Origin of the sequence: Bacillus sp. MMSF_3328 (assembly GCF_030733525.1) — a bacterium.
GTDB lineage: Bacteria > Bacillota > Bacilli > Bacillales > Cytobacillaceae > Bacillus_AB > Bacillus_AB infantis.
Map to the genome: position 1 here is coordinate 1 of NZ_JASHIV010000015.1, position 19,850 is coordinate 19,850.

General features: G+C 47.9%; 17 protein-coding genes. 15 read left to right on the top strand and 2 right to left on the bottom strand.

What is annotated here, in order from left to right:
* Nucleotides 1–185: 185 nt before the first annotated feature.
* Entirely contained in the window at nucleotides 186–1,595 is a 1,410-nt protein-coding gene (locus RBB45_RS19325; protein ID WP_129612227.1) for an aldehyde dehydrogenase, read from the bottom strand.
* Nucleotides 1,596–1,750: 155 nt separating this feature from the next.
* Here RBB45_RS19325 and RBB45_RS19330 point away from each other — a divergent pair, with 155 nt between their 5' ends.
* The 11 genes from RBB45_RS19330 to RBB45_RS19380 all read left to right on the top strand — a co-directional run bounded on the left by RBB45_RS19330 (nucleotide 1,751) and on the right by RBB45_RS19380 (nucleotide 14,690).
* The gene (locus RBB45_RS19330) at nucleotides 1,751–2,929 is read left to right on the top strand and encodes a M20 family metallopeptidase (protein WP_009793873.1); all 1,179 of its coding nucleotides are present in this window, start codon (nucleotides 1,751–1,753) and stop codon (nucleotides 2,927–2,929) included.
* Nucleotides 2,930–3,150: 221 nt separating this feature from the next.
* Nucleotides 3,151–3,966 carry an adenosylmethionine decarboxylase gene (gene speD, locus RBB45_RS19335; RefSeq protein ID WP_009793874.1) on the top strand — a complete coding sequence of 272 codons (816 nt, stop codon included), beginning with the start codon at nucleotides 3,151–3,153 and terminating at the stop codon, nucleotides 3,964–3,966.
* A gap of 298 nt (nucleotides 3,967–4,264) precedes the next feature.
* The gene (locus tag RBB45_RS19340; RefSeq protein ID WP_101547737.1) at nucleotides 4,265–5,155 is read left to right on the top strand and encodes a nitrilase-related carbon-nitrogen hydrolase; all 891 of its coding nucleotides are present in this window, start codon (nucleotides 4,265–4,267) and stop codon (nucleotides 5,153–5,155) included.
* A 67-nt stretch (nucleotides 5,156–5,222) separates the two neighbouring features.
* On the top strand, nucleotides 5,223–6,602 hold the full coding sequence (locus tag RBB45_RS19345; protein ID WP_306010209.1) for an NAD(P)-dependent oxidoreductase: 1,380 nt from the start codon (nucleotides 5,223–5,225) through the stop codon (nucleotides 6,600–6,602).
* Nucleotides 6,595–7,884, top strand: coding sequence for an NAD-dependent dihydropyrimidine dehydrogenase subunit PreA (preA, locus tag RBB45_RS19350; RefSeq protein WP_094769266.1), 1,290 nt, complete (start codon nucleotides 6,595–6,597; stop codon nucleotides 7,882–7,884). Before RBB45_RS19345 ends, preA begins: the two co-directional genes overlap by 8 nt.
* A 13-nt stretch (nucleotides 7,885–7,897) precedes the next feature.
* Complete coding sequence (gene hydA / locus RBB45_RS19355) at nucleotides 7,898–9,313, top strand: dihydropyrimidinase (RefSeq protein ID WP_306010210.1); 1,416 nt, start codon at nucleotides 7,898–7,900, stop codon at nucleotides 9,311–9,313.
* Between the two features lie 142 nt (nucleotides 9,314–9,455).
* Entirely contained in the window at nucleotides 9,456–10,910 is a 1,455-nt protein-coding gene (locus RBB45_RS19360; protein ID WP_306010211.1) for an NCS1 family transporter, read from the top strand.
* A 21-nt stretch (nucleotides 10,911–10,931) separates the two neighbouring features.
* Nucleotides 10,932–11,159, top strand: coding sequence for a hypothetical protein (locus tag RBB45_RS19365; RefSeq protein ID WP_009793880.1), 228 nt, complete (start codon nucleotides 10,932–10,934; stop codon nucleotides 11,157–11,159).
* A 116-nt stretch (nucleotides 11,160–11,275) separates the two neighbouring features.
* Nucleotides 11,276–12,748, top strand: coding sequence for a CoA-acylating methylmalonate-semialdehyde dehydrogenase (locus tag RBB45_RS19370; protein WP_371931631.1), 1,473 nt, complete (start codon nucleotides 11,276–11,278; stop codon nucleotides 12,746–12,748).
* 31 nt (nucleotides 12,749–12,779) lie between these two features.
* Nucleotides 12,780–14,135: an aspartate aminotransferase family protein gene (locus tag RBB45_RS19375; protein WP_306010212.1), complete on the top strand. Its 1,356-nt coding sequence runs from the start codon at nucleotides 12,780–12,782 to the stop codon at nucleotides 14,133–14,135.
* A gap of 90 nt (nucleotides 14,136–14,225) precedes the next feature.
* Nucleotides 14,226–14,690: an SRPBCC family protein gene (locus tag RBB45_RS19380; protein ID WP_009793883.1), complete on the top strand. Its 465-nt coding sequence runs from the start codon at nucleotides 14,226–14,228 to the stop codon at nucleotides 14,688–14,690.
* A 5-nt stretch (nucleotides 14,691–14,695) separates the two neighbouring features.
* Here the strand turns inward: RBB45_RS19380 and RBB45_RS19385 are convergent, their stop codons facing one another.
* Nucleotides 14,696–15,232 carry a ribonuclease H-like YkuK family protein gene (locus RBB45_RS19385; protein WP_009793884.1) on the bottom strand — a complete coding sequence of 179 codons (537 nt, stop codon included), beginning with the start codon at nucleotides 15,230–15,232 and terminating at the stop codon, nucleotides 14,696–14,698.
* A 229-nt stretch (nucleotides 15,233–15,461) separates the two neighbouring features.
* On the opposite strand from RBB45_RS19385, the gene RBB45_RS19390 reads away from it, so the two are divergent.
* The 4 genes from RBB45_RS19390 (at nucleotide 15,462) to RBB45_RS19405 (ending at nucleotide 19,675) form a co-directional block, all read left to right on the top strand.
* Nucleotides 15,462–16,088: a flavodoxin family protein gene (locus RBB45_RS19390; RefSeq protein WP_094769261.1), complete on the top strand. Its 627-nt coding sequence runs from the start codon at nucleotides 15,462–15,464 to the stop codon at nucleotides 16,086–16,088.
* Nucleotides 16,089–16,249: 161 nt separating this feature from the next.
* Complete coding sequence (locus RBB45_RS19395) at nucleotides 16,250–17,662, top strand: flavin monoamine oxidase family protein (protein WP_306010213.1); 1,413 nt, start codon at nucleotides 16,250–16,252, stop codon at nucleotides 17,660–17,662.
* A 135-nt stretch (nucleotides 17,663–17,797) separates the two neighbouring features.
* Nucleotides 17,798–18,394, top strand: a complete 597-nt coding sequence (locus RBB45_RS19400) for a branched-chain amino acid aminotransferase (protein WP_306010214.1) — start codon at nucleotides 17,798–17,800, stop codon at nucleotides 18,392–18,394.
* Between the two features lie 186 nt (nucleotides 18,395–18,580).
* On the top strand, nucleotides 18,581–19,675 hold the full coding sequence (locus RBB45_RS19405) for a branched-chain amino acid aminotransferase (RefSeq protein ID WP_022543841.1): 1,095 nt from the start codon (nucleotides 18,581–18,583) through the stop codon (nucleotides 19,673–19,675).
* Nucleotides 19,676–19,850: the final 175 nt, after the last annotated feature.

Sequence of the window (19,850 nt, forward strand, 5' to 3'; positions counted from 1 at the left end):
AAACGATGGTGGAGTGGGAATCTTGACAGTTTCGTTCATATCAGGAGGCTCAACTCCGCCCCGCGGAAAGCGAAGTGCCTGCAGTGCAGATCAGGAGCCTACATTTTAAAGCTAAACTAATTTTAGCAAATTTATACAAATCCATAAAAAAACAAAAGCCTGAACCAAACCGGTCCAGGCTCCCATCACTTCATCAGCTTCCTAATCAGCTTCAGCCCATTCTCAGCAGAAGGATAACGGAACGAAAAATCAAACAGCGTAGTCTGCTTCAGCACACTTTTATCATGCGAAAACGTCCCAAAACTGCTCTTCCCATGATAACTCCCTATCCCGCTCTCCCCGACACCTCCGAAAGGAAGATACGGCGTCGCGATATGCATTAAAGTATCATTAATGCACCCGCCTCCAAAAGAAATCGTACCATTCACCTTATTTTCTATATCCTTGCTTCCCGTAAACAAATACAAAGCAAGCGGCTTCGGGCGTGACTGGATAAAGGAGACGGCTTCATCCAAGGCTGCATACCCGTATACCGGCAGGATCGGGCCAAATATTTCATCCTGCATAACAGGCGAATTAAAAGAAGGGGCATCCATCAGTGTCGGCTCCATTTTTCTAAGCTCACCATTCACCCTTCCCCCGAAAAGAATTGGTCCGTCGCTCAAATACGCTTCAAGCCTGCTGAAATGCCGGTTATTGACGATCTTGGAATAATCCTCATTACCAAGAGGGTTATCACTGTAAAATTCCTTGATGCACTTCTTCATCTCTTCCAGCAGAGTCTGTTTCACTTTTTCATGGACAAACAGATAATCCGGGGCAATGCACGTCTGTCCGGCATTTGTAAATTTGCCGAAAACAATCCTCTTCGCCGCCAGGCCGATATTTGCATCCTCATGGACAATGACCGGGCTTTTTCCGCCAAGCTCCAGGGTGACAGGAATCAGTCTTTTGCTGGCTGCCTCCATCACAATCTTGCCGACAGGGACGCTTCCTGTAAAAAATATATAATCAAAAGGCTGCTCAAGCAGCTGCTGGCTGGTCTCCACACCGCCTTCAACAGTTGAAATATACTCTACCGGATAGACTTCCTTGATCAGCGCTGAGAGCACATGTGATACATTCGGGGTCAGCTCCGATGGCTTGATGACAGCCGTATTCCCGGCAGCAATTGCCCCAATGAGCGGGGACAGGGCGAGCTGGACCGGGTAATTCCATGGGGCAATGATGAGGGCCGCTCCGTATGGCTCAGGGATAATATAGCCCTTGGAGCCGATATGGGTCATGGCCGTCTTCACTTTCTTTGCTTTCATCCACTTTTTCAGATGCTTCAATGTATAGCCGATTTCTTCATATAAAATCCCAATTTCCGTTGAATATGCTTCAAGTTCAGACTTTCCAAGATCTTCTTTTAACGCAGAGATCAGCTGCTGTTCATTATTTTTGATACTATCCTTAAGCTCCTGCAGCCGGGCAAGCCTGAATGCTGCGGGCTTTGTTCCCTGGGTCGCAAAAAAGTTCTTCTGGGCGGCAAGCAGCCTTTTTATTTCTTCTGCTGGCGTCTCAGTTAAGATGTTTTGCTGCAATCCGATCACCTGCTTTCAGCTTGATTCAATGATTAAATTGAGCATACCTTTTCCCTCAGGAATAGGCAATCAGCAGGAACTAAAAAATAATTATTTTCGAATACCGAATTATTTGTTATTCTAATAAAAAGGAATAAAAATTCACCACTAAGGATGGTTATACAATGAAACAGATAATTCAGAACGAAATAGATAAGCTTAAGCAGGAATTTGTCAATATCAGCACGTACATAGGAGAAAATCCTGAGCTCGGGCATGAGGAGTTCAAATCTTCGGCGATTTTGATTGAAACATTGGAAAAGCACGGATTTAATGTAGAGAAGGGAACCTGCGGACTTCCGACTGCTTTTCGTGCTGTTTATGACAGCGGCATTGCGGGAGCAGCCATTGGGCTGATGGCTGAATATGATGCACTTCCTGAGGTAGGTCATGCATGCGGGCACAACCTCATAGGCACAATGGCAATTGCTGCAGGGATCGGCCTGAGCAAGGCTGTTGGAGAAACTGGCGGAAAAGTGATTGTGTACGGAACTCCCGCTGAAGAAACAAAAGGCGGGAAAGTGACAATGGCGGAGAACGGGATCTTCGATGAACTGGATGTTGCGATGATGGTCCATCCTTTGTCCAAGTATTTGAAAAGCGGCAGATCACTTGCCATGGATGCGATCCAGTTTGAATTCTTCGGCAAGAGTGCCCATGCGGCTGCGAGTCCGGAAAAAGGGATCAACGCTCTTGATGCTGTGCTTCAGACTTTTAACAGCATCAATGCCCTCAGACAGCATATCACTTCTGATGCAAGAATCCATGGCATCATCCCTGAAGGAGGAAAAGCGGCCAATGTAGTTCCTGACTATGCGTCTGCCCAGTTCTATGTAAGAGCATCAAGCCGATCTTATGTGAATGAACTGGTTGAAAAAGTGAAAGCATGCGCCCAGGGTGCTGCGCTTCAGACTGGTGCAGAAATGAAAGCTTCTTTTTATGAATTTTCGTATGATGACATGCAAACAAACCAGCAATTATCGGATGCATTCACTAACGAGCTGATCGGGCTGGGAATAGATCCAGGTGAAATCCACGAGGACCGCGATGGATCAGGATCGCTCGATATGGGAAATGTCAGCCAGGCTGTGCCTTCCATTCACCCATATATCAAGATTTGCGACGAAGATTTCGCCTGCCATACCCATGAGTTCCGCGAAGCGGCCATGAGCAGCCAGGCACAGGAGGCAATGATCTTAGGGGCAAAGGCAATGGCCCTGACGGGTTATGAAATCCTCTCAAGCGAAGAACTGCTTCAATCCATCAGGGAAGAATTCAAAAAGAATAAACTCGTTAATGCATAATGATGTACTCAAAAAGCTTATCCAAAACGGATAGGCTTTTTTAGATTCAGCCTCAGCAGGACACAATTAGGAAAAACCCGTTTTTTTGCCTTTTATAAAGGGTACTCTAGATAGTAATCAGCCTAACCAGCTTGGAATCACTCTCTCAAGAGCTCGCCATAGAAGTGGCCAGGGCTGGTGATAGGGGCAACAGACTAACAGAGTTAAAGGGGATTTTGCACATGAAACTGACACCAGAGCAACGGATCGAGCTGCACGGCTTTAATAATCTGACTAAAACGTTAAGCTTTAATATGTATGATATCTGCTATACAAAAACAAAAGAAGAACGGGAAGCTTATATTGATTATATTGATGAACAGTATAGTGCTGAGAGGCTCACCAACATTCTGACTAATGTGTCCGATATCATCGGGGCACACGTGCTGAATGTCGCCCAGCAGGACTATGTACCGCAGGGAGCCAGTGTGACCATGCTCGTATCAGAAGGCCCTGTTGTCGAAGTGCCTGAAGAATCACTGGAGGAATCTCCTGGACCGCTCCCTGACAATGTGGTCCTGCAGCTTGATAAAAGCCATATTACAGTCCACACCTATCCTGAATTCCATCCGACAGAAGGGATCAGCACCTTCAGGGCAGATATTGATGTTTCCACATGCGGGGAAATTTCACCGCTAAAAGCCCTGAATTATTTGATCCACTCCTTTGAGACGGATGTAATGACGATTGATTACCGCGTCAGAGGGTTTACACGGGACATCAACGGTGAAAAGCTATATATCGACCATGATATTAACTCTATACAGAACTATATACCAGATGAAGCAAAAGGCCTGTATGATATGATCGATGTGAATATCTATCAGGAAAAAATTTTCCACACAAAATGCAAACTGAAGGAATTCGACCTGAATAATTATCTGTTTGGCTTTACTAAGGAGAAGCTGGATTCAGAAGAAGCGGAAGAAATCACCGACCGACTTAAAACAGAGATGGACGAAATCTTTTATGGCACCAATATTTCCTCGCAAAATTAATTTCTATACTTTTTATTAAGGTAGCATGAGACTGCAAAGATCCTCTCATTATGGGGCCATTTGCAGTCTTTTTTGTATGCAGATATCCTTCACACTGTGTTTTTGCTAGAGGATTAGCATTATTTGGGTTTCTTCCAGCCTTTTTCTTTCTACTCTCTTTAAATTAAGTTTTACAACTTGCCCTTTCTGCGTATGTTAGATTAACGGAACATTCTGAACCATGCTGCTGGATTGCCCTGGTACGAAACAGCCCGGTTCTGCAAAGGATGATTCTTTTTATTTTAGAGGGGGAGTAAAGATGGCAGACAATGTGAAGATCGGCTTGATACAAGCATCTCATGATGTGGACGGCAGCGAGCCAGTTGCAGTTCATAAGGAGAAGGCAATCGAAAAGCATATAAAGCTTGTTAGGGAAGCGGCAGAAAAGGGCGCCCAGATTGTATGCCTGCAGGAGATCTTTTATGGTCCTTATTTCTGTTCCGAGCAGAATACGAAATGGTATGACGCTGCAGAAGAAATCCCGGACGGCCCGACAACAAAGCTTTTCCAGGAGCTGGCAAGGGAGCTTGGGATTGTTATTGTCCTTCCGATTTATGAACGGGAAGGGATAGCTACCTATTATAATACAGCTGCTGTCCTGGATGCAGACGGAACTTATCTGGGAAAGTACCGGAAGCAGCATATTCCGCATGTTGCGGCAGGAGGAAACGGCTGCGGGTTCTGGGAAAAATATTATTTTAAACCAGGGAACCTGGGCTATCCGGTATTTGATACTGCATATGCCAAAATCGGCGTGTATATCTGCTATGACAGGCATTTCCCGGAAGGGGCAAGGCTGCTGGGGCTTAATGGCGCAGAAATCGTCTTCAATCCATCGGCCACGGTCGCCGGCCTGTCCGAATATTTATGGAAACTCGAACAGCCTGCCCATGCAGTCGCCAACGGATATTATGTTGGCGCCATCAACCGCGTCGGCTATGAGGGTCCATGGAATATGGGAGAATTTTATGGGCAGTCATACCTGGTGGATCCTAAAGGAAGCTTCGTTGCCTCTGCCAGCCGGGATAAGGATGAAGTCATCATAGGTGAAATGAACAAGAAGCTGATCCGGGAGGTCAGGGACACCTGGCAGTTTTACCGCGACCGCAGGCCGGAAACATACAGTGAAATGACATCCCTTCTTCCGTAAGGGGCTTTTATGTGAAAATAAGCTTTTCAATTGCCTGCCTGGCACAGGCAGGATAGGAGGGAACGCTGTGATCGATGCAAAACCAAAGCGAATCTCACACACCGACCTGGAACAGAACTTCAGGGAAGCGGAGCCTGCGCTGTCCAGCAGGGATGCTGCCCATGAAGCCAGCCGCTGCCTGTATTGCTATGATGCCCCTTGTATTAAAGCATGTCCAACTGTAATAGATATCCCTTCATTCATAAAAAAAATCAGCAGCGGAAATATGCTGGGATCCGCCAAAACCATCATGGATGCCAATCCTGTCGGCGCAAGCTGCTCAAGGGTCTGCCCGACAGAAGAGCTCTGTGAAGGGGCGTGTGTATTGAATTCAACAAAAAGCCCTATTCTGATCGGCAAACTGCAGAGGCATGCGACTGACTGGGCCATAAAAAGCGGGAAGGACTTATTTTTCCCAGGCGCGGCCAACGGCAAAAAAGCAGCGGTCATCGGAAGCGGACCTGCGGGATTATCGGCTGCCAGGGAGCTGGCCCGTCTCGGCTATGAGACTGTCATCTATGAAGCCGAGGAGGAAGCCGGAGGGCTGAACACTTACGGTATCGTTTCATTCCGTCTGCCGAAGGAGATTGCCCATTGGGAAGCAGAACAGGTCAGGCGGATGAATGTAGACATCAGGACAAAAACGAAGATCGGCCGGGATGTTACAGCCGGAGAACTGCTGGACGGATATGACTTTGTGATTCTTGCTGCAGGCATGTCAAAAGTGCCGGACCTTGGAATTGAAGGTGAAAATCTGGAAGGTGTCTTTGATGCGATTGAATTTGTGAAGCAGACAAAAACCGGTGAACTGAGGAGAGATGTGGCAGGCAAGAAAGCAATTGTAATCGGCGCCGGCAACACAGCAATTGACGGGGCAACCTGTGCAGCAAGGCTCGGGGCGGGGAATGTGAAAATCCTTTACAGGAGGACACAGGAAGAAATGACTGCCTATGATTTTGAATATGAGTTTGCGAAGCAGGATGGAGTCGAGTTCCGATGGCTGACGGCACCCAAAAGGATTATCAGCAATGACCGCGGGGAAGCAGCAGGACTGGAGTGCATCCAAATGATGCTTGGCGAGCCGGATACGGATGGTCGGAGAAGGCCCGTACCCATTGAAGGATCTGAGCATCTGCTCCCGGCTGACATCATTATTAAAGCCATCGGGCAGCAAAGGCACGAAAGCCTCATCGATCAATTCGGCCTTGCTCACGATGGGGGAGTTGTAGAAATCAATCCTGAGACATGCCAGACCTCAAATCCGAAAGTGTTTGCCTGCGGGGATATTGTCTTCGGCAAAGGAAAAGGGGAAGCCATGGTCGTCACTGCTGCCCAGCAGGGTAAACAAGCAGCCCATGCGATCCACAAGCTGATGATGAAGGAAGAAAGGAGAGAAGCAAATGGCTGATTTAAGCATAGAATTGGCAGGCATAAAGTCCCCCAATCCTTTCTGGCTTGCCTCTGCACCACCTACCAATTCAGGCTATCAGGTTCAGCGTGCTTTCGAGGCCGGATGGGGCGGAGCTGTTTGGAAAACGCTGGGTGAGCCTATTTTAAACGTTTCTTCCCGATTTGCTGCTGTCAGCTTTAATGGACAGCGGGTCGCAGGCTTTAACAATATTGAGCTGATTACAGACAGGCCGCTTGAAGTCAATCTGAAGGAAATCTATGAAACGAAAAAGAAGTTTCCCAACAACACGATCATTGCCTCACTGATGGTTGAGCCGAAACAGGAGAAATGGCATGAAATTGTCAAACGGGTCGAAGAGATTGGGGTAGATGGACTTGAGCTTAACTTCGGCTGCCCGCACGGGATGGCAGAGAGGGGAATGGGATCTGCATCCGGACAGGTGCCAGAGCTGGTGGAAAAACAGACTTATTGGGCGAAGGAAGCGGCCCGGACACCAGTCATCGTGAAGCTTACCCCCAATATAACGGATATTACAGCAACAGCAGAAGCAGCGGTAAAAGGCGGTGCAGATGCTGTCAGTATGATCAATACGATCAACAGCCTTGCCGGGGTGGACCTTGATACGTGGAATACGATTCCGCATGTCGGAGGGAAGGGAGCACATGGAGGCTATTGCGGCCCGGCAGTCAAACCGATTGCACTGAACATGGTCGCTGAGTGCGCCAGGAATCCAGCAATATCTGTACCGATTTCAGGCATGGGCGGGATATCGAACTGGCAGAATGCGGTTGAATTCATGCTGATGGGCGCTTCCGGCGTACAGATTTGTACAGCTGCTATGCACCACGGGTTCCGCATCATTGAAGATTTAATGGATGGTTTGAATAATTATCTGGACGAGAGAGGCATCCGGTCAGTCAGGGACATTATCGGAAAATCTGTACCAAGGTATTCGGACTGGGGCAATCTGGACCTTAACTATAATATTGCCGCGAGGATCGACCCTGATATCTGCATCAACTGCAATAAATGCCATATCGCCTGTGAGGACACCTCGCATCAATGCATTGATATGCTGGTTGATGAAAACGGAAAAGAATATTTGAAAGTCCGCGAAGAAGACTGTGTCGGCTGCAACCTCTGTTCTATTGTCTGCCCGGAGGAAGGGGCCATTTCAATGGTAGAGCTTCCGCACACACAGCCGCCTATGACCTGGAATGAACGGCAGGCCGCGATAGCCGGGGCACAGGCATGCGAATTGGATCTATCTAAACGGTAAAGGGGTGCTGAATATGAAGAAAATAGTAAAGAACGGCACTATAGTGACAGCATCAGATACTTTTCAGGCTGATATTTTAATAGAAGAAGGAAAAATCGCCCTGATTGGCAGGAATCTGCAAGATACCGGGGCGGAAATCATCAATGCTGCAGGGCTTTACGTTTTTCCGGGCGGCATAGACCCGCACACCCACCTGGATATGCCATTCGGCGGGACTGTGACAAAGGACGATTTTGAGTCAGGCACGATTGCCGCAGCCTTTGGGGGCACGACGACCATCATAGACTTTTGCCTGACATCTAAAGGAAGGCCTCTCCAGGAAAGCATTGATGAATGGCACCAAAAATCTAAAGACAAGGCTGCCATCGATTACAGCTTCCACCTCATGATCGGGGAAATCAATGATAAAGTACTGGCGGAGCTGCCGAAAGTGATAGATTCTGAGGGCATTACTTCTTTCAAAGTCTTCATGGCCTATAAAAATGTCTTCCAGGCTGATGATGAAACGCTTTTCAAGACGCTGGTTGCCGCAAGGGACCTCGGGGCTCTTGTCATGGTGCATGCAGAAAACGGGGATGTCATCGATTATCTTACGAAAAAGGCATTGGAAGAAGGACATACAGAACCCATCTACCATGCGCTTACAAGACCTCCTGAGCTGGAAGGGGAAGCAACGGGGCGTGCGGCTGAGCTTACCGGCCTGGCAGGCTCCCAGCTGTATGTGGTACATGTATCCTGCGCTGAAGCAGCAGAAAAAATTGCCGCAGCCCGCTCCAGGGGCATCGATGTCTGGGGGGAAACCTGTCCGCAGTATCTCGTTCTTGACCAGACCAGCCTCGAAAAGCCTGAGTTTGAAGGCGCAAAATATGTGTGGTCCCCGCCGCTCCGCGAAAAATGGAATCAGGACACTTTATGGAATGCCCTCAAAAGCGGACAGCTCCAGACGATCGGCTCTGACCAATGCTCTTTTGATTTTAAGGGGCAAAAGGATCTCGGCAGGGAGGATTTTACCAAAATACCGAACGGAGGCCCGACTATTGAAGACCGGTTCTCGATCCTCTTTTCAGAAGGGGCGGCAAAGGGAAGGATCACCCTCAACCAATTTGTCGACATCACTTCGACCCGTGCTGCGAAGCTATTTGGCCTCTACCCTCAGAAAGGGACGATTGCTGTAGGCTCTGATGCCGATATTGTCCTATTTGACCCTGAAAAGGAACGAACCATTTCTGCAGGCACCCACCATTTAGCTGTTGATTACAGCGCATTTGAAGGATTATCAGTCAAAGGAGAGCCTGTCACTGTGCTCGTAAGGGGAGAGTATGTGATTAAAGACCGCCAGTTCACTGGAAAAGCGGGCAGCGGGCAATATTTAAAAAGAGCAAAATATTTTAAACACAAAACCCATAATAACGTGATTCCTGCTTATTAGATTAAGAGGGTTGACTTGTGGACGGAGATGAATTACCCCGGCTTTGTTTCAGTGAACAGGATGATGGCATGCACTAACCCGGCTTTTCGGTTTCAATCAGCTTCTCGGCCTGACAAAAATTAACCGGACAGGATGTGTACGTATGAAAAGAAGCCATCTGAAATCCCCTGACCTTTATCCGATCAAGCAAAAGGACAGGAATATCACCTCGCTCGGCTATTCATTTATGTGGGTGGGCATGGTGGTGGTACTCGCCACCTTTGCCATCGGAGGCTCCGGGGTTATGAGCCTCCCATTGCCGCTTGTCATTATTGCAACGGTGATCGGCTGCCTCGGAATCGGCTTATTCATCAGTTTGATTGCAGACATCGGGATAGAGCATGGCCTTTCCTTCCCGGTCTATATGCGCGCCCCTTTCGGCACAATCGGGACTCATATCCCCTCAATCACGAGGGGCGTCACCGCCTCTATGTGGTTTGGAATCAATACCTACTTCGGTGCCACTGCCATGAATGGCATCATTGATATTTTATTCGGTTTCAATAACTGGTTTATCTGTTTTCTTATTTTCGCAGCTGCACAGCTCATTAATACCAGCCTTGGGATAAAAGCGATAGAGCGTTTTGCTGACATGGCAGCTCCGGTCATTATCCTGATTTCCGTCTGGATGTACCTATCTTTATCTGATACGGCTGAAGAGGCAGGAAGGAATATTTGGACATGGGCAGAAAATCCGGCAGCGGGAACCGATGCATTTACTGCTTTCCTTGTTGTGATCTTCAGCAATATGGGCTTTTGGGCGACCTTGAGTGCTGATATTCCTTCCATTTCCCGGTTCATCAAGGCGCCCGTGAATGAAAAAAACTGGTTCAAGCGCAATAAAGGGGCGCTGATCGGCAACCTGATCGCCATGCCGCTGACACAGACCTTTATGATTATCATAGGAGGGATCGCTTATATTGCCGTCCTGAATTACGATCCTGTCATCGCCCTTCAGGAAGCGGCAGGAGGACTCGTCCTATGCGTCCTGCTTCTGATGATCATCCTGGCGCAATGGTCCACCAACACGGCGGCCAATGTCGTTCCGGCGGCAACGATATTTTCTAATGTTGGCGGGCCGAAATTTCCTTTCTGGGCTGGCGTTATTACAGCAGGAATTGTCGGGACAGTCGTCCAGCCATGGAATCTCTTTGGCATCATCATCCCTGTCCTCCTGTTTGTAGGCGGCATCCTGTCTGCGATTGTCGGCATCCTTTTTGCTGATTATTATCTGCTGAGAAAAAGGCGCGTCAATGTACCTGAATTATACGAGGACCATGGGCAGTTCAGGTATTGGGGAGGAATCAACCTTGCAGGATTCATCAGCTGGGTCATTGGTGCCGCAGTTGCATACTGGCTTCCCAACTATTCATTCCTTGCCGGATTCCTGGCAGGAGCAGGCTCTTATTACCTTCTTGCCCGGTACTGGTGGTTCCGCAAATATCAGCAGGCCGAAATCAATGATCCGGATGACAGCAAATATCTCGGAATCAGTGTGGGGCGCGACTGGATTTTGGACGATGATCAGGAAAAAGCCGCTGATTCCATGAAATCTTGACTATTTTCAGGAGGTCAGAGTATGTCAGACTACCAGTTCTTTTTGCATGAAAGAGACAAAATCGATTTTTATATCGAAAAAGGATTCAGAATCCTTCAGGTGAAAGAAAGCTTGGATGGAGCGGCCATCTTGTTTGCCAATCCGGCCAGCGGGATCCAGGAAACAATCCATGTTGGGACAGCAGAAGCACGGAAATATTTCAGCGGGCTTCTGCTCAAGCAGAAAGAGCATTCTGCAGAACAAAAATAGCTGTGATAGAGCGAAGGATTGCGCATTTCATTATTTGCCGCTGATCCTTCGCCTTCATGTGCAGCTTTCTATCGAAGTCTTATAAAAATCTGAAGTGGATATTTCATATGAAGGAGATGGAGCATATGGCGATCAGGCATGAAACAGAAGTTTTGAGAAATTTTATTGATGGCAATTGGGTAGAAGCTTCCTCTGCAGATACATTTGAAGTCATCAACCCTGCCAATGATGAAGTGCTCGCGAGGGTGCCTGCCTCCAGTGCAGAAGATGTCAGCCTTGCTGTCCAGGCAGCAGGAAGGGCGTTTATTTCGTGGAGGAAGGTGCCTGTCCCAAAGAGGGCAAGGCTCCTTTTCAAATATCATAATCTGCTGTCACAGTATCATGAACAGCTTGCTGAGCTGATTGTAAAAGAGAACGGAAAATCCTTCAAAGAAGCATTCGGCGAGGTCCAAAGAGGCATCGAGTGTGTGGAATTTGCCGCAGGTGCACCGACCTTAATGATGGGTGAGTCGCTTTCAGGGATCGCTGAGGATATTGATTCTGAGATGTTCCGTTACCCGCTTGGCGTGGTTGGGGGGATCACTCCTTTTAACTTCCCGATGATGGTCCCTTTGTGGATGTTCCCTCTTGCTGTTGCCTGCGGGAATACTTTTGTGCTGAAGCCGTCTGAAAGGACGCCGATCCTGGCAGCGCGCCTTGCTGAACTGTTTGCCGAAGCGGGCGCCCCTCCTGGAGTCCTGAACATTGTACACGGCGCACATGATGTTGTGAATGCACTGCTTGAACATAAAGAGGTTGCCGCCATCTCATTTGTCGGTTCTCAGCGGGTTGCAAAATATGTGTATGAACGGGCCGCTTCTGAAGGAAAGCGGGTACAGGCACTCTCGGGTGCTAAAAATCACCATATCGTCATGCCTGATGCCGATGCTGAGAAGGCGGCCCAGCATATCATCAGTTCCTCATTCGGCAGTGCCGGCCAGAGGTGCATGGCATGCAGTGCCGTTGTCGTGGTGGGAGAAAACGACAGCTTCATTAATGAGCTTAAGAAAAAAGCCGATGAGCTCAAGGTCGGCAGCGGGATGGAAGAAGATACCCTCCTGACGCCCGTCATCCGCAAGGAGCATCTTGAAAAAGTCCTCGGACTCATTGAAAAAGGAGAAGAAGAAGGGGCTGAGCTGATACGGGACGGCCGCACGGAGATGGAGCGGCACCCAGCCGGTAACTTTCTTGGTGCAACGATCTTTGATAGGGTGACATGCGATATGACGATCGCAAAGGAAGAGCTATTTGCACCTGTACTGAGCCTGCTCAGGGCAGGCAGCCTTGATGAAGCGCTGGACTTCATCCGAAGGTCAAGATACGGGAATGGAGCAACCATCTATACAAACGATGCCAGGAGCATCAGGCAATTCCGTGAAGAGGCGGATGCCGGAATGCTCGGCATCAATGTAGGCGTTCCGGCTACAATGGCATTCTTCCCTTTTTCAGGCTGGAAGGATTCCTTCTATGGGGACCTTCATGTCAATGGCAAAGATGGCTTGAATTTTTATACGAAAAAGAAAATGGTCACATCTCGTTTTGAACTTTGAAATCACTTAGCAGCAACGAGGAGGAGATAGGATGGCACCGTCAGTGAACGGAAATAAATCATTGCTTGAACAGGATGATCAATATGTATGGCATTCAATGAAGCCCTACAGCCCGCAGTCGACCATCGTCGCGGTAAAGGCTGAGGGTTCGTGGATAACTGCAAGTGACGGGAAACGCTATTTAGATGCGATGGCTGGCCTGTGGTGCGTGAATGCGGGATATGGCAGGAAGGAGCTTGCCGAGGCTGCATATGTACAGCTGAAGGAGATGCCTTATTTTCCGCTGACCCAAAGCCATGCTCCAGCCATCAGGCTTGCTGAGAAGCTGAATGAACTGCTTGGCGGAGAATATGTTATTTTCTTTTCCAACAGCGGATCGGAAGCAAATGAAACCGCCTTTAAAATCGCCAGGCAATATCATCAGCAGCGCGGGGAAGCAGGGCGCTATAAAATTGTGTCCCGCTACCGGTCCTATCATGGCAATACTATGGGATCGCTCGCCGCGACAGGGCAGGCGCAAAGAAAATACAAATATGAGCCGCTCTCCCCGGGATTCATACATGTACAGCCGCCAGACTCTTACAGAGATGAAGTCCACAGCGGCAGCCCTTCTGATCTGCCCGCAGTCAAAGCGCTTGACCAGGCAATGACTTGGGAACTGAGCGAAACGATTGCTGCCATGATTATGGAACCGATCATCACTGGAGGGGGAATCATCACTCCCCAGGAAGGCTATATGAAGGCTGCCAAAGAGGTGTGCGAAAAGCACGGAGCCCTGCTGATCTCTGACGAGGTGATCTGCGGCTTTGGCCGGACAGGGAAGCCTTTTGGCTTTATGCATGACGGTATAAGGCCCGATATCATCACAATGGCAAAAGGCATCACGAGCGCCTATCTCCCGCTGTCAGCCACTGCTGTGAAGAAAGAGATCTATGAAGCGTTCAAGGGAAGCGGGGAATACGACTATTTCAGGCATATCAATACATTCGGCGGCAATCCGGCTGCCTGCGCACTGGCGCTTAAAAACCTCGAAATTCTTGAAAAGGAAAACCTCTATAAACGTTCGGCCGATCTTGGCGCAAAGTTGAAAGAAAATCTTGCCTCCCGCCTGGCGGATCATCCTTTTGTTGGCGATGTCAGAGGGAAAGGGCTATTAATCGGAATTGAGCTAGTCAGCAGCAAAGAAACGAAAGAGCCTCTCGAGGCAGCCCTTGTCAATAAAGTCATAGCCGCCTGCCGTGAAAAAGGAGTGCTGATCGGGAAAAATGGAGCTACTGTGGCAGGCTACAATAACGTCCTTGCACTGTCGCCGCCCCTCAACATAAAAGAAGAAGATGCCGAACTTGTTATCGGGACCCTTAAGGATGCGCTGGAAAGTATTTTGTGAACGGCTTCATCCCGGTTTTTTCTGGCATAAGGAAAAATGGTTCAGAATAAGATGTGGAATAGAACCTATTTAGAAAAGGGAGTTTGATATATGGCCAGCTGCAGCCACCAGGCAGAAGTAAAAATACCGATAGAATCTTTGTGGGAATTCGTCAGCAATATTGACCGCTGGGCCCCGCTTGTGCCGGGATATATTGACCATACGATCATCAATGATCGGGAATCGACATGGAGCTTTTATACAGATGTGGGCATCATGAAGAAGAAGATACAGCTGAAGGTGGAGATCGTAACCTGGCAGGAGCCTGAAAAAGTCACTTTCAATCTTGAGGGAATCAACGAAAAAATTTCAGGTGAAGGCTATTTTTGGGCAAAAAAAGAGAACCGGACCAATATCATGACCGGCTGCCTGACCATTAGGGCCGAGGGCCTTATGGCAAAGATGGCCAACAGCATATTGAGTTCATCCCTGCCTTCCATCACGGTGGAGCTTACAGAGGCGGTTGCCCGGAAAGCTGAAGAAAATTATAACAGAAAAATCAAGACTCCATTATAAATTGCCTATTTAGTAAAACGGTTTGCATAGCTGGATGCCACAAAGGCCTCCGGCTTTATTTTTGGCTCAAGACCCATAGACTCCAGCCTTGCAACCATTTCATTTACGTACTCCCTTGTTTTGTTCCGCGGGCCGGCGCCAATATCGATATGCCCTTCTATCGCAAAAGTAGCTCCTTTGTAGACATGTGGCAGAACGATATCAATCATCCTGTTCTTTTTCTCATCATCAAAGAGGGCCACAACTTCCTCGGTCAGGGAGGTTTCGAACGAAATCCTTTCATGGAGCTGCTGCATCTTCCTGGGAACAGTCGTTTTCCTGATGCAGGCCCAGGCCCCTTTTCCTTCATTCTGAATAACAATCCCCGTTATAAAACGGGTCGACTCGGGATGAACCTGTGAATCTGTACCGACCATCAGCCTGTAATTGCCTGCAGGCTGCCGGGACATAAAGCGCAGGATGCGTTCAAAAACCTGTTCAAAGGTAAGATCATGCTCCTGCAGGTTCTGAAAGCTGAAAGTAGGAAGCGAATCGGTTTTCACTCTTTATCACCGCTTTTCAGTTGGTTTATGGAAAGAACCCGTGCATCCGGGGCATACTGGGTTCTTTTTAACCGTACACCCAAGTGTCTAAAGGTGCTGCTGTAATACATTATATTAATGTAATCGAAGGATGTTGTTCTTTTTTTAAAAGGCCTATTCTGCACATCTCCATGTTTGCCGGATTGCTGTGAGGATATATAACAGGAGAGAACGTAAGGAGGCTACCGTTATGAAAATCAAGAGTTTATTCCTGAATTGCAGTTTAAAAGCAGGGGCAGAGCCCTCAAATACCCAGCGGCTGATGGATGAGGTAATCGGTCACTTTGATACCCTTGGAGTAGAATCAGAAACCATCAGGCTTGCAGATTTCAACATTTCCTATGGGATTTCCGCCGATGAAGGAGAAGGGGATGAATGGCCGGAAATCTTTGAGAAAGTCAAAGAAGCGGATATCCTGGTCATTGGCACGCCGATCTGGCTCGGGGAAAAGAGCAGCATTGCCACACTGGCAATCGAGAGGCTATACGGCGCAAGCAGCATGACAAATGATAAGGGGCAATATCTTTATTATAATAAAGTAGGCGGAGCTGTTGTCACAGGCAATGAAGACGGAGCAAAGGACGCTTCCAAATCCATCATTTACGGTTTATCACATATCGGCTTTACCATCCCGCCGAATGTGGATGCCTATTGGGTAGGGGAAGCAGGCCCGGGCCCTTCATTCATCGAGGCGGAAGGCTATAAAAACAGCTTTACTAAACAGCACGCTAAAATTCTGGCCTATAACTTATTCCACTTTGCCAGTCTGCTGAAAAACCATCCCATCCCAGCAGAAGGCAATGTGATTGAAGGATAGCTGTACAGAAGAAACAGAGCAGACCTCCCCTCAGGCTGCTCTGTTTCTTTTTGTTTTCTATGCAGGATTTACACTTAATCTCATCAGTAATAAGGATTCAAGAACAGACATTGAGGGAATGCTATATTTTGCAATTTCAAGTTGGCAGCAGGAGTGACATTATGGACAGGTTTGAAATGAAACAGCATGCTATTGCCATCATCGGTGCCGGACTCGCAGGTCTTACCTGTGCTTTCCGGCTGAAGCAGGCAGGAATCGAAGCTGTGGTATTTGAATCACAGGCAGACGCAGGCGGCAGATGCCGGACAGACCGGGCTATTTTTGCGGAAGGGCAGTTTGCTGAATGCGGAGGAGAGTTCATTGATTCCAACCATAAAGAAATACTGGGCTTGATCTCTGAACTCGGTTTGCAGACAGATGACCTTACCAGCTTCGAAAAAAAAGGGGGAAAGCCGCTTTATCTTATTAATGGAAAAAGCATCCCCGGAGAAAAGATCGAGGATCTCTACAGCCGGATAGCTGACACTGTCAGAGAAGAATATAGGCTTTGCGAATTCCCTCCGTTGTATAACAGGCATTCTAAGCGTGCGAAAGAGCTGGACAGCATGTCGATTGTGGACTGGATCAATCAAAATATAGAGGGAGGAACTGGCTCTGAGTTCGGCCAGCTTTTATGCGATGCATACACAATCGAATATGGGGCAGATTGTGCTGAACAGAGCGCCCTTAATCTCATCAGCCTTGTAGGAGGGCTGAATGGATCGCATTTCAATGTATTCGGCACCTCTGATGAAAGATACAGGGTGCGGGGCGGGAACGACCTGATCATTGAGAAATTAAAGCAAAAACTGGACGGGTCTATCCTTTATGACCACCAGCTTACAAGCATCAGATCCCTCGGGCAGGGCGGATATCACCTTGGATTTCAATCGGCTGGGAAAAGGAAGGAAGTCTATGCAGGCAAAGTCGTGATGGCCATTCCCTTTACTGTTTTAAAACAAACCGATTACACAAAGAGCGGCTTCAGCCCTCTAAAAGCAAAAGCAATAGAAGAGCTTGGCATGGGTCATAATTTAAAAGCACATTTTCAATTCAGCAGCAGATTTTGGGAGAAGTTTGACAGCACCGGAACAATCTATACCAATGATATGTTCCAATCTGCCTTTGAAGCTACCCGGGCACAAAAGGGGGATGCCGGAATCCTTGTGCATTATGCAGGCGGAAAGGAAGCCGTTCGGTTAATGAAAGAAGGCAAGGAAAAGCATAAGCGGAGATTCCTGCAGGAGTTGTCACGGCTGTTCACAGGTGCAGCAGACCAATTTAATGGCAGGGATTTGATATCCTACTGGATTGCCGGCAGCTGGACTGGAGGTTCCTATTCCTTCAGGAAGGTCGGCCAGCACACCGGTTTTGCAGGAGTTGAGATGGAGAAGGAAGGAAGCTGCTATTTTGCCGGGGAGCATACATCCATCCTTTATCAGGGCTATATGAATGGAGCAGTAGAGAGCGGGGGCAGGGCTGCACTTGAAGTGCAGATGGACCTTTTGGACGAACATCATAAAGGCACTCTATAAAGCTATATTCCCCGGGGTCTCTGCCCTGCCCCGGATTATAGTGTTATGTGAAGCCAGTAAGGAATGGTATACTGCTTATAAGCCGGTTATAATTCCGGGATGAAATCCGCAAACCGCTAAAAAAGGAGAATACTTATGCTAAAAGAAAATCTTGCTTCATACATAGAAAAAGAACAAAAAGAGAAAGGGACTGCCCTGATTTTTGAAAAAGAAAAAGAATATCTCGGAATGACAGACTCTGATTCAGCTGATGGATTCACAATCGGCAATGAGGGAGACCGCTTCCGGGAGGCTTATTTGGAAAGAGGCGATAAGGAAACAGAAGAAATCCTTGCTGAAGAATCGCCAGATTTTCTGGAAAAGCCCATTTCCTATTTCCGTGAGCATAAACGCGAGTTTGTATACATGGAGTCCAAATGGTTTGATGTCATTGGTGCAGATGCTGTCTCTCTTGAAGTGGATGATGTGTTCGGCAACTACGATATTATGCTTGGATTAAAACTGCAGAAGAAGTATCAGAAATACCTCAAAGACAGCCTGGATAAAGGGCTTGAAGGCAGCGGGGACGCTTATGAACTGATGTTTGATTCAGGTGAAGGCATCTGGAATTTAAATTTTTCCCTCGATGCTCTTCCTGGTTTTCATGGCGGATTGTCAGTCGGGGAAGCATACAGTCTTGTATATGGATTCCTATTTAATCTTGCTGAGGGTGCACAAAGTCAGCAAGGATAAAGTTCTTGACATTTAATTAAAGGATTGCCATAATATTAAGAATATTATTAATGGTTATTTATTGGAAAAGTAAGCAAGGGAGGGTGCAAATGATATGGTGCGATACCGCATTTACATCATTTGCTTCTTTTTCACCCATTCCCTTCAGCACTTCAAAGCATAATAGCAGAAAAGGAGTTTTCAAAAATGACAGATTGCCAGATCAGCGTAACTTTAAGGAACGAAAAAAAGGTCAAGCCGGAAGCAGCGGCACTGGAATTCGGCAGAAATTTCACTGACCATATGTTCGTGATGGACTATAAGGAAGGGTTCGGCTGGCATGATCCCCGCATCATTCCCTACCAGCCGCTCACATTGGATCCGGCAGCCATGATTTTTCATTATGGCCAGAGCGTCTTTGAAGGGCTTAAAGCATACCGGACAAAAGATCAGGAAATCCTTTTATTCAGGCCGGAAAAAAATCTGGAGAGACTGAACAGATCCAACAGCAGGCTTTGCATACCGCACATTGACGAGGACCTGGCGCTTGAAGCCCTCAAAAAACTGCTGATGATCGAAGAAGAGTGGGTTCCTTCTGCTGAAGGCACTTCCCTCTATATAAGGCCTTTTGTCATTTCCACAGAACCATATTTGGGAGTGGCTCCTTCTGCAAGCTATCAGTTCATCATCATCCTTTCCCCTGTCGGTGCCTATTACAAGGAAGGGATCAATCCCGTCAGAATCGCGGTAGAACGGGAATTCGTCAGGGCCGTCCCAGGCGGCACCGGCAATGCCAAGACAGGAGGCAACTATGCCGGAAGCCTGAAAGCCCAGCAGGGTGCCGGCAAAGGCGGATATGCCCAGGTATTATGGCTGGATGGAAAAGAAAAAAAGTATATTGAAGAAGTTGGGAGCATGAATGTCTTTTTCAAAGTGAATGGAGAAATCATCACGCCGGCTTTGAATGGAAGCATTCTTGAAGGGGTTACCAGGAATTCAATCATTGCCCTGCTTGAAGAATGGGGGCACCAAGTTACGGAAAAAAGGATTTCCATCGAGGAGCTGGCACAGGCTTACCGGAATCGGGAGCTCGAAGAAGCTTTTGGCACAGGGACTGCAGCAGTCATTTCCCCGATCGGCGAATTTCTATGGCAGGATGAAAAGCTTGTCATCAATAATGGAGAAACCGGGGAGCTGAGCCGGAAGCTGTATGATACACTGACTGGCATCCAATATGGCAGAGTTGCGGATCCTTTCGGGTGGACGGTGAAGGTGGAGAAGCCGGCAGCAGCGAAAGTGTAAGACTGAATACTGGAAGATGCTTAAATAAGCCCGGCAAATGCCGGGCTATTTATATTGCTGGCATTTCCTGATTACGTCAATCCGCTTCCGCTTTTCTTTATGTCCAGCTCCAGCGGCTAGAGCCTCGAGTCATAAGCCGCCTCCGCTTTTCTTTTACCCAGCTTTTTCTCTCTTA